Source organism: Pedobacter sp. MR22-3 (assembly GCF_026240075.1).
Lineage (GTDB): Bacteria > Bacteroidota > Bacteroidia > Sphingobacteriales > Sphingobacteriaceae > Pedobacter.
Genome location: NZ_JAPIVF010000009.1, coordinates 161337 through 172544, shown reverse-complemented (window position 1 = coordinate 172544; position 11208 = coordinate 161337). Strand labels below are relative to the sequence as shown.

Genomic DNA, 11208 nt, shown 5'->3' with positions numbered 1-11208 from the left:
TATGAGTCGTCAGTCTATAGTCCTAAGTCGGATGGTTAACTAAGCCTCTACCACTACTAATTTCTTTTCTAACCTTTTCTTTTATAATCCCTAAACCAGCTGTTTACTTTCATTTGTATTACACCAAGAAAAGCTTCACGGAAAATACGGGTGCTCATTTTTGATGTGCCTTCCGTTCTATCTGTAAAAATAATGGGTACTTCAACTACGTTAAATCCAAATTTAATGGCAGTAAATTTCATTTCAATTTGAAAGGCATAACCTACAAATCGGATTTTATCCAAAGGAATCGTTTCCAGCACCAATCTCCGGTAACATTTAAAACCTGCAGTGGCATCCTGGATGTTAATTCTGGTAATAAAGCGCACATACATGGAAGCAAAATACGACATCAATACCCGGCCCATCGGCCAGTTTACCACGTTTACCCCTTTAACATATCTCGATCCGATGGCTACATCTGCACCGTTTACGCAGGCATTCCGCAGTCGGGCCAAATCATCAGGGTTATGAGAAAAATCAGCATCCATTTCAAAAATAAACTGATAATCTTTTTGCAATGCCCAGTTGAAACCATAAATGTATGCCGTACCTAAACCTTGCTTGCCGGCACGCTCTGCGATAAATAAATGGCCTTCATATTCTACCTGCAGTGCTTTTACAATGTCTGCAGTACCATCAGGAGATCCATCATCAATAATCAAAACATGAAAAGGTTGACTCAATGAAAATACTTTCCGGATGATCCTTTCAATATTCTCCTTTTCATTATAGGTCGGAATGATTACTAAACTGTCTGACACGTTTGTTCTGATTGATGTGAATTGCATGTTAAGCTAAAAAAACTGATTTTAACTTCTGAGGGCGAAAGTAAATATTATAAATTAAAAAAACCGTATCAACAGTGCTGATACGGTTTAAAATCTATTGAAAATCTTTTATCTGACCTCTTGCATCAGTTTTTTAATCAGCTGCGAGAATACAATTAAAAATATACCGGCTATTAATGAATAGAGGGCAAGTGATTTATAACCTTCCGTATATGAAATAAGTTTTGTCATTAAGGATGCATTTTCAATGCTCGACATTTCCGCGCCCAACTTTCCGGCGGCAAGCTGTCCGAAAGCACTGAACAGGAACCACATGCCCATCATCATGCCAAACATTCTTTTAGGAGATAGTTTTGTGATAATAGACATCCCGATTGGACCGATACATAATTCGCCCAGCGTAAGCAGTAAGTAACCCAGAGTGAAAATATTTAAAGAACTGATGCCTTGTTCATTGGCGAAAAACCTGGTGGCATAAAAAACGTAGAAACTCACCGCCAATAACACAAAGCCTAATCCAAATTTCACTACAGTATTGGGTTCTATTTTGCGTTTATACATGCCAATCCATAGTAAACCTACCAGGGGACTAAATACAATCACAAAAAATGAGTTGACACTATTATTTACTACATTCGGATCAATAGAAAAGAATAAAAGGCTATGATCTAAATTGTCTTTGGCAAATAAAGAAAGTGATCCGCCACTCTGTTCTGAAATGGCCATAAAGATAAAATAGCAAAGAATAAATATAAAAGCCGCCAGTAATTTATAACGTGCTTTAACTTCTCTGATACTGAACATTTCGTAGAAAAAGTAGATCAGCGCTACTATACCAAGCGTGTACATAAAATAATCAGTATAGGCAGTATTTCTGACCATGATAAAAATCAACGGAATACATAAAAGTGAACCTGCATAGACAACTATTTCATAAATGGTTCTTTTCGCTTTTTGTAAATGCAGCAGTGGCGAATTACCAATCGGACCTAGGTATTTTTTGGTGAAGATAAAAGTACCTAAGCCAAATGCCATAACCAGGGCTGCAGAAAGGAAACATAAATGCCAGGAAACATATTTACCCAGGTAAATACACATGGCTCCACCCAATAAGCCTCCAACATTTATACCTGCATAAAAGAGTCCGTAGCCCGCATCTCTCCGGTTATCTTTTTCATGGTAAAGTTCACCCACCATAGAAGAGATATTAGGTTTAAAAAAACCTGTGCCAATGATGGATAACGTAATACCTACATAAAACAAATCGTGGGGCGAAAAAGCGAGAATCAGGTTTCCGATGATCATCAATGAGCCACCCCAGAAAAGAGATTTTCTAAAGCCCAGAACTTTATCGGCAAAAATTCCACCAATAAAGGTAAAGGCATAAACAAATGCTTGGATGGCACCGTACTGCAGGTTGGATTTCTGATCACTTAAACCCAGTTGATCCACCATAAAAAAGGCGAGTACCCCACGCATGCCGTAGAAACAGAAACGTTCCCACATCTCTACCAATGATAAATACCAGAGTTGTTTCGGGTATTTACCTTCAAAATTTTGAATCGCTTCTAAAGTTTCAATAGAAGGTATTTTTTCAGTAATGATCTGCATTTTATTTAACCCCGTGCATTAGTTTCTTAATTATTGGTGTGAGTAACATGATGAAAATACCCAAACCTACAGGAATAAGGGTAAAGATCAGGAAGAAGGTAGACATGGAATATTGCGCGGTAATTTTATCAATCATACCACCCATGGTACCTGCAATTTTATTTCCGATGGCGAGTGCTAAATACCAGATGCCGAACATGATTCCAATCATACGGCCAGGAACCAGTTTACTCAGATAGGACAAGCCAATAGGAGAGATGAATAATTCTGCCATAGTATGGAAAAAATAAGCTAAAATAAGCCAGATCATACTTACTGATGCCACTTTAGCACCTGCCGGGATGGAGCTTGAGCCGTATGCCAGTGCTGCAAAACCAATCCCTAGTAAGATCATCCCGATGCCGTTTTTAACGGTTGCCGTTGGACTATATTTGCTTTCCCAAAGTTTAGATACAATTGGTGCGCATGAAATGATAAACAGTGAATTCAAAATACCAAACCAGGTTGCGGGAACCTCCGTTTTTTCTTCACTGAACTGGTTTTTGAGCATATAAATAACCATGCACCAGATTATAGCAAAACCAATTGCCAGAATGATATTACCCAATGCAAACCTTGAAAATGTTTGCCTGAATAACTGAAACAGTACATATGAAATGATTGTGAGCGGAATAATGGTAATTAAAGTATTGGCAACGTTAAAAATGATTTTTGAATTGCCTTCCAGTATTCTGGCAGTGTAATCTTTAGCAAAGATGGTCATAGAGCCACCGGCCTGTTCAAATGAAGCCCAGAAGAAAATGGCTACGAAGGCAAGTACAATAACCACAATCATTTTATCTCTAAGCTGTGGCGTATATTGTACGATTCTTTTAATCAAAACAAAAATAAATAAACTTAGCGCCACAATAATCGCGAAGTTATCTCCTGTCAGGTTACCTACAGAAAAATTAAAAACAGTATGGCCTGAAACTTTAGCATAAGGGTCATTAATGATCCAGACCAGGCCGATAACAGCAATAAATACAATCAGCACAATATCAAAAATGGAGAATGGATTCCGTTTGGCTTCAGCCGGATGCTCTTCTTCATCCACTTTATCTTCGTCTTTAAGTGGTTTTAAACCAATAGAGCCAAAAATATTTTTAGTGAAATAAAACTGTAACATACCCACAAACATAAAGATTCCCGCAAGACCAAAGCCATAACTCCAGCCTATTTTCTCACCGATATAACCACACAACAGCATTCCTAAAAACGAACCACAATTTACGCCCATGTAGAAAATAGTATAAGCGCCATCTTTTTTCTCAGGATGTTTTTTGTACATATGAGATAAGATGGATGTCATATTGGGTTTAAAAAATCCGTTACCTAACACTAATAGGCATAGGCCCAGGTACATAAAAATTGGATTAAACTCAAAAGCCATCGAAAGATGGCCCAATGTCATTAAAAAAGCTCCGATGATAACTGCCCAGCGATAACCTAAAAATCTGTCGGCAATATAACCTCCTAAAATAGGAGTAAGGTATGCAAGTGAAGTATAAGAACCATAAATAGCCAGGGCATGTTCACGGGGCCAGCCCCAACCCGGATTTTGACCTAATATAGATGAGGTTAGAAATAAAACGAGCAAAGCCCGCATTCCATAATACGAAAATCTTTCCCACATTTCGGTAAAGAAAAGTACGAATAAACCTGACGGATGACCCAGTACCTTACTGCTAAAGAAGTCGTCTTTGGTTTCAATGGATGTTTGCATAAAACATTTATTGGTTTTAGTTGAAGAATTCAGAATTTGTGTGTTGTTTTAGCTTATTTGCAAGGCGCAATATAGTCAGCGGAGGGCAAACTCACAAATTTTTAAGTTACCGGAATGGTAATGAACAGGTTAAGATAATGGAAATTAAAACTTTCTGATGGGTTTAACATTTTTCTTTGGATCAGCATATTGCTCATCCATGGTGTGAGGATCGTTATTGAGTTCCAGTCCTTCCTGTAATTTAAGTTTTCCACCAATAATTTTGAAGCCATCGAAGGTGCCATCTGATGCATAAAATTCATATCTGCCTTCCATTTCAGCATCTACCGGAGCAAGGTGGTCAAAAACGATCATATCGGCTTTTTGATCCACTTTAAGTGTCATTGCATTTGATTTGGTATATTCAAAGATTACCCGGTTTTTATGCTGAAGGTCTTTTCCATCGAAAACCGGTGCGCCGAAAATGACCTGCTCCTGATCAAAGGAAAGGATCTCGATCACCTTTTTAGTGGAACTTGAAGTATTTCCTTTCCAACCGAGCAACACGTAATAAGGCTTGCGGTTTCCGCTGGTTACCGGAACAATCTCATAATAACGCGCTCCAAACCATTTTTGATGATTGGTTACCGCATTTGCATCTGTAATGTTGTCCGTTTGATCAATTAACGGATAGAGCTTTAAGGGACCGCCGCCAGTATTCATCTGGATGGTTCCGAAATAACGGTAGGTGCCATTTTCCTGCTGAACATACCAGCTCAAGATCCGGAAAGACCTGTCGGGCGATGGAATTACTGAAACGTTTTTTAAAGAATCAAAAGGGTAAGTAAAAGAATTTTGCATTTTCAGGGCTTCTACCAGTGTTTTGATAAAAATGCTATTGCTGGTTGTTTTTTTAACATCGGTTTCAGCGGCAATAGTAGCCGTTGCGATCCGGATCAGGGAATCCTGAAAAACATCCAGTTTTTTATTGCTTTGCTGCGCCTGGGTACGCAAAGCGAGCAAAGCAATAATCAATATGCCGCAGTATTTAAGCTTCATGTATTAAATTTTCTCAATCACCAACGCACTGGCACCGCCGCCACCGTTACAGATTCCGGCTACACCAATTTTCCCATTATTTTGTTCGAGAACAGATAGTAGGGTCACTACTATTCTGGCACCAGATGCACCAAGCGGATGGCCCAGGGAAACAGCGCCACCATTTACATTCACCCGGTTTTCATTTAAACTCAGTTTCTGGTTGTTGGCAATGGAAACCACGGAAAATGCTTCGTTAATTTCAAAATAGTCAACGTCTTTTATATCAATATTGGCTTTTTGCAAGGCCAAAGGAATGGCCTTTGAAGGAGCAGTTGTAAACCATTCAGGGGCTTGTTGCGCATCTGCATAACCTAATATTTTAGCCAATGGTTTGATGCCCAGTTCTTTTGCCTTATCTGCGCTCATTAAAACTATTGCTGCTGCACCATCATTCAAAGTAGAAGCATTGGCCGCAGTTACGGTTCCATCTTTTTTAAATACGGGCTTCAGTGAGGAGATTTTATCAAATTTAACCGCAGTTGGTTCCTCATCTCTATCCACGATTGTGATTTCACCTTTTCTATCTTTTACTTCTATGGCTATAATTTCAGCAGCAAACTTTCCGGTGGTTTGTGCCTGCTGTGCTCTTTTATAAGATGCAATGGCGAAATTGTCCTGATCTTCGCGGCTGATATGACAATCGGTGGCACAAAGCTCAGCTGCTGAACCCATATGGTAATCATTATAAACATCCCATAGCCCGTCTTTCACCAATCCATCGGTAATTTGACCATGCCCCAGCCGGTAACCATTTCTGGCTTTATCCAGGTAATAAGGTACATTGCTCATGCTTTCCATACCGCCGGCAATAATAATATCCTGATCGCCGTTGGCAATGCTTTGTGCCGCCAGCATAATGGCTTTGGTGCCTGAAGCACAAACTTTATTGATGGTGGTAGCTGGTATATCTGGTAAGCCTGCAAGTTTTACGGCTTGTGTAGCGGGGGCCTGTCCTAAATTTGCCGACAACACATTGCCCATATAAACTTCCTGAATGTGTTCTGGTGTCAAACCTGCTTTTTCTATTGCAGCTTTGATGGCGAAACCACCCAGCTGAGTGGCCGAAAATGAAGATAATGCGCCACCAAAACTGCCAATTGGTGTTCTTACCGCTGATACGATTACAACTTCTTTCATGAATTAAAATTTTTATGAACTTTTTGGTTAGACCGCTAAGTTATACATTTTTGATTGCAGAAAATGAATCAGGCGTCATTTTTAACTTAAATCTAAGACTAAAACAATGGGCGTGAAAATAGTTTTATAAAGAATCATAAGCTTATTTTATTCCTCTTTCGCTTTTCCTTTTTTTCTTGATTTTATTGCCTGATTCAGCAGAAATTCAATCTGTCCGTTAGTGCTTCTGAATTCATCTGCAGCCCATATTTCTACCTCTTTCAATAAAGCTGGACTAATCCTCAACACAAAAGCTTTTTTATCTTTCTCCGCCATATCTATTGTATTGCTTTTACCTTATATCTTGTTTTTATATTGATGAGTAACGCCTCCATATTCAGAAACAGCATCATAGTTTGGGAGGTATGCTTTTTCTATGTTAATCCAGCTTTGCATTTTATATTTAAACTGTAAAGGCAAATACTGGTAGGCGACGCCATGCTGATTGCTTTTCCTCTAATTCCATATTAATTATAAAGTGTTCCTGTATTAACTACCGGTTGTACATGCCTGTCGCCGCAAAGCACCACCAATAAATTACTCACCATTGCGGCTTTACGTTCTTCATCAAGTTCTACAATTCCTTTTTCTGATAACTTTTCCAATGCCATTTCAACCATTCCCACAGCACCTTCCACAATTAATTTACGGGCTGCAATTACCGCTGTAGCCTGTTGCCTTTGTAGCATAGCGCTGGCAATTTCGGGAGCATAAGCCAGGTGAGAAATACGTGCTTCTAAGACATCAATTCCTGCTCTGGAAAGTCGCTCGGTTAATTCTTTCTCTAAAATTTCACTTACCTGCTCTGCGCCATCTTTTAAAGTAATGCTTGTTTCTTCGCCTTCAGCATGATCATAAGGAAATATATTAGCCAGATGTCTAACGGCGGCTTCACTTTGGATATTTACATATTGCATGTAGTTTTCTACAGCAAAAACGGCCTTTGCCGTTTCATTTACCTTCCACACTACCACGGCAGCAATTTCAATGGGATTACCCAACTTATCATTCACTTTTAATTGCTGGCCGTTAAGGTTATTGGCTTTTAACGATAATTTTCTTTTGGAGGTAAGTGGATTCACCCAGAAAAAACCATCTGCTTTTACCGTGCCGATATACTTTCCGAATAAGGTTAACACCATCGACTGATTAGGATTTATAATCAGAAATCCCGGAAAAACCAGAAAAAGATCAACGGCTAATATGATGCTGCCCCAGACGAAGAGCTGAGAAAAAAAGCAGAATATGGCACCCGCCAATAATACTAAAGATAATACAAATGTTAAATACCCGGATGGCGGGCTAATGATTTTTTCCTGATACATAATTGATATTAATTTGATATCATAAAGTAAATTATAAAATCTGGTAATACCAAACAAAATCATTAAAAAGTATATTAGATAAAAATGCTATTTTTGACAATACAATAATCAGATCGTTTTGGCCAAAATCAAGAAAAATTCACATAAAATCCTTTATCGTAAGTATTCATCCAACCTGAAGTATGTGATGATGCTTTTTACAGTGTTCGTTATCACACTGTTTCTTCCTAAGCAACCCAGGTTTAGGTATGAGTTTGAAAAGGGCAAAGTGTGGATGAATAAAGACTTAATTTCTCCGTTCAGCTTCGCTATTCTCAAGACTAATCCTCAGGTAAATACGGATAAGAAGAACGCGCTTAAAGATGTTCTGCCTGTTTACCAGTATGATCAGACCATTGGCAGGAATGCCCTGGAAGCCTTTACAAACGAATTTGATATTAAATGGAAATCTACCCAACTGGATGAAAAAGATAAGATCAGGTTTAAAACAGAATCTTACCGCCTGCTAAACAATATTTATACACGTGGAATCATCAGTTTAAATGCCAAGCAGCAAACGAATGGCAAAAACTATGATTTTTCACTGATGGAAAATAATGTAGCTAAACAAAAAAATACGCAGGATGTGTTTACGGTTGAAACGGCCTTACTTTATTTCAAGCATAACTTTCAGTCTCCAAACCAGGTGATGAGTGACCTGGTGGCTAACCTGGCTGAAGACCATATTACACCAAATATCATTTTTGATGAGCGTTTAACCCAGATTATTCAGCAAAATACTGTTGATAATATTTCGACTACCAAAGGGATGGTGCAGAAAGGGGAGCTGATTGTTTCTAAAAACGATGTGATTGATGAAGAAATTTATCAAAAGCTTGAATCTTATAAGGCTACCTACGATGCGCAAACTAAAACCATTGGCAGCCGTGCATTGGTATATCTGGGGCAGGTCGTGCTGGTGAGTTTCATGCTCGCCATCCTGATGTCGTTTCTTTTTCTGTTTCGCAGGGATATCTTCTCCGATAACCGCCAGCTGTCCTTAATCCTGATTGTAACTACCGGCATGCTGCTGGCACTTACCTGGGCCATTAAAATGGAAATCCCCAGTTTGTATTATATTCCATTTTGCGTGGTGCCTATTATTATCCGGATTCTTTTTGATACCAGGCTGGCACTCTATCTTCATTTGCTGGTGATTTTAATTGCCGGTTTCTTTGTGGCCAATAGTTTCGAGTTTGTTTTTTATCAGGTTACGGCAGGCATGGTTGCCATTTTTAGTATTAAAAATTTCGTTAAGCGGGAACGGTTCCTGGTGTCTGCGCTATTTATTTTATTGGCTTATTTTGTTTCATTTGTAGGCATTGCCTTATTGAGGGAAGGTTCTTTCCGCGAAATTGAGTGGGCAAATTTTATTCCTTTTATCTTTAGTGTATTGCTATCTCTTCTTGCTTATCCGCTCATCTATTTATTTGAGCGTATTTTTGGAATTACTTCTGATGTGGCGCTAATTGAGCTCACCAATACAAACAATAAATTACTTCGTGAGCTGGCCTTTAAAGCTCCTGGTACCTTTCAGCACTCCTTGCAGGTGGCTAACCTGGCAGAGGCAGCTATATTTAAAATCGGTGGTAATTCGGTGCTGGTCAGGGCGGGGGCGCTATATCATGATATCGGAAAAGTTGATAACCCTCAATACTTCATCGAAAATCAGAATACAGCAGTTAGTCCGCATGATAAACTTCCATATGAGCAGAGTGCACAGATTATTATCCAGCATGTACACAAAGGTATTGAGATTTTAAGGAAAAACTTAATTCCGGAAGCAATTATCGATTTTATCCGGACCCACCACGGGAATACTCGGGTAGATTATTTTTATCAGTCGTTTTTAAAAAATTCTCCTGAAAAATTTGTGGATGAAAACATTTTCCGCTACCCCGGACCAATCCCTTTTAGTAAGGAAACAGGTGTATTGATGCTGGCAGATTCAGTAGAAGCAGCCTCAAGGAGCCTCAAAAATCCGGATGCACAGAGCATAAATGACATCGTTGAAAGGATAATTAATTACAAATTGGAGCAAAATCAATTGGATAACTGCGATTTGACATTAAAAGATATTGAAACTATCAAATTGATATTCAAGACGATGCTGATGAGTATCTATCATGTGCGGATAGATTATCAACAAGTTTTATAATTTTTTTTTGTAGAATAACTTGTTTTACTATATTTGCAGACCTCAAAACAAGGTCGGTAGGACAAATTTGAAGGTTGAAAAGGTGAGGTGCCTGAGAGGCCGAAAGGAACAGTTTGCTAAACTGTCGTACTGGTAACGGTACCGCGGGTTCGAATCCCGCCCTCACCGCACGAAGAAAAAAAGTAATAAAAAAAATGAAAATGTCATTTTAAAACCGTTACTTTGCAGCCCTTAGAAATAGGGAAATAAAAAGGAGATACCAAGTTCGGGATGTAGCGTAGCCCGGTATCGCGCCTGCTTTGGGAGCAGGAGGTCGTAGGTTCGAATCCTGCCATCCCGACAAAAGTTCAATCCACTTTTCAAAAGGATTACAAAAAAGGTGATACCTGAGTTCGGGGTGTAGCGTAGCCCGGTATCGCGCCTGCTTTGGGAGCAGGAGGTCGTAGGTTCGAATCCTGCCACCCCGACAAAACAGAAGAACCCTCTAAATAATAAATTTAGGGGGTTTGTTTTTTATGTTAAATCCTAAAAAGGGGGATAAAGCGGATTTTTTATCAAATCCAATACCATAATTTTCTCATTATTATTGTTCTCTCAACAAAATTACCAAGTTCATAGATCCGTTTTTTATGGATTAACACCAAAAGTTGTGGACTATTGATTTTTTAAGCATACAATTGAGTTATCCTATATAGGAAAAACTTTACGTATTTCATACCTTGGAATTGGGATCTAGAAGTTTTAATTTTGGCATTGAATGCTTCTCTGAAGAAGCATTTGTCGATCTGTTATCAAAATCAGTGAGAATAGTAGGATAGTGATTCAGAGCTGACCTGAAAATGGTATTGAAAGTTTTAAAGGCAGACTGTATTACTTTTTTATGTTTTGGCAAGGCCAAATACTTTTTCAGTGGTCTTATCAAATATATGGGTGAGTTCCATACTCAAAGAATAGAATATTTTGAGGTCAGGATATCTTTCAAATAGTAAGCCTACCCACTCTTGACTGGGTGTTCAATCGAAAACTTTTTATACAGTACATATCTGCTCCTTGCAAGAAGTTTTTTCAGTGTATCGCCATTACTAATACTTTAGCCCGAAATGCTTTATTGGTTTTCTTAGCGATTTCAATCGCATCGTTTTCCATATCAATTGCATCCCAGCGATGCTTGATCCTTATTTTCTGTACAGCTTCTGTCGCTAGTTTCTAAACAAGGAAACGACC

At 38.8% G+C, this 11208-nt stretch carries 8 protein-coding genes and 3 tRNA genes; 4 read left to right on the top strand and 7 right to left on the bottom strand.

Annotated features, from left to right (window positions below; genetic code table 11):
- Window positions 1-68: 68 nt before the first annotated feature.
- The 7 genes from OQ267_RS21340 to OQ267_RS21310 form a co-directional block, all read right to left on the bottom strand.
- Window positions 69-803, bottom strand: coding sequence for a polyprenol monophosphomannose synthase (locus tag OQ267_RS21340; RefSeq protein ID WP_088303029.1), 735 nt, complete (start codon window positions 801-803; stop codon window positions 69-71).
- 135 nt (window positions 804-938) lie between these two features.
- The gene (locus tag OQ267_RS21335) at window positions 939-2441 is read right to left on the bottom strand and encodes a peptide MFS transporter (RefSeq protein ID WP_265837986.1); all 1503 of its coding nucleotides are present in this window, start codon (window positions 2439-2441) and stop codon (window positions 939-941) included.
- A gap of 1 nt (window position 2442) precedes the next feature.
- Window positions 2443-4206, bottom strand: a complete 1764-nt coding sequence (locus OQ267_RS21330; RefSeq protein ID WP_265837985.1) for a peptide MFS transporter — start codon at window positions 4204-4206, stop codon at window positions 2443-2445.
- Window positions 4207-4350: 144 nt separating this feature from the next.
- Window positions 4351-5244: a hypothetical protein gene (locus OQ267_RS21325; protein WP_265837983.1), complete on the bottom strand. Its 894-nt coding sequence runs from the start codon at window positions 5242-5244 to the stop codon at window positions 4351-4353.
- A gap of 3 nt (window positions 5245-5247) precedes the next feature.
- Entirely contained in the window at window positions 5248-6423 is a 1176-nt protein-coding gene (locus tag OQ267_RS21320; protein WP_265837981.1) for an acetyl-CoA C-acyltransferase, read from the bottom strand.
- 147 nt (window positions 6424-6570) lie between these two features.
- Window positions 6571-6738, bottom strand: coding sequence for a ribbon-helix-helix domain-containing protein (locus OQ267_RS21315; RefSeq protein WP_088302983.1), 168 nt, complete (start codon window positions 6736-6738; stop codon window positions 6571-6573).
- Window positions 6739-6929: 191 nt separating this feature from the next.
- On the bottom strand, window positions 6930-7787 hold the full coding sequence (locus tag OQ267_RS21310; RefSeq protein ID WP_088303028.1) for an SPFH domain-containing protein: 858 nt from the start codon (window positions 7785-7787) through the stop codon (window positions 6930-6932).
- A 118-nt stretch (window positions 7788-7905) separates the two neighbouring features.
- Here OQ267_RS21310 and OQ267_RS21305 point away from each other — a divergent pair, with 118 nt between their 5' ends.
- The 4 genes from OQ267_RS21305 (at window position 7906) to OQ267_RS21290 (ending at window position 10451) form a co-directional block, all read left to right on the top strand.
- On the top strand, window positions 7906-9984 hold the full coding sequence (locus tag OQ267_RS21305; RefSeq protein ID WP_322974895.1) for an HDIG domain-containing metalloprotein: 2079 nt from the start codon (window positions 7906-7908) through the stop codon (window positions 9982-9984).
- 81 nt (window positions 9985-10065) lie between these two features.
- A tRNA-Ser gene (locus OQ267_RS21300) sits at window positions 10066-10152 on the top strand.
- A gap of 98 nt (window positions 10153-10250) precedes the next feature.
- Window positions 10251-10324: transfer RNA gene (locus OQ267_RS21295), tRNA-Pro, on the top strand.
- 53 nt (window positions 10325-10377) lie between these two features.
- Window positions 10378-10451: transfer RNA gene (locus OQ267_RS21290), tRNA-Pro, on the top strand.
- Window positions 10452-11208 lie beyond the last annotated feature (757 nt).

Bases quoted from the DNA above. Each gene is read 5' to 3' on its own strand.
- OQ267_RS21325 (WP_265837983.1), bottom strand. From the start codon at position 5,244: ATGAAGCTTAAATACTGCGGCATATTGATTATTGCTTTGCTCGCTTTG.
- OQ267_RS21330 (WP_265837985.1), bottom strand. From the start codon at position 4,206: ATGCAAACATCCATTGAAACCAAAGACGACTTCTTTAGCAGTAAGGTA.
- OQ267_RS21320 (WP_265837981.1), bottom strand. From the start codon at position 6,423: ATGAAAGAAGTTGTAATCGTATCAGCGGTAAGAACACCAATTGGCAGT.
- OQ267_RS21315 (WP_088302983.1), bottom strand. From the start codon at position 6,738: ATGGCGGAGAAAGATAAAAAAGCTTTTGTGTTGAGGATTAGTCCAGCT.
- OQ267_RS21335 (WP_265837986.1), bottom strand. From the start codon at position 2,441: ATGCAGATCATTACTGAAAAAATACCTTCTATTGAAACTTTAGAAGCG.
- OQ267_RS21310 (WP_088303028.1), bottom strand. From the start codon at position 7,787: ATGTATCAGGAAAAAATCATTAGCCCGCCATCCGGGTATTTAACATTT.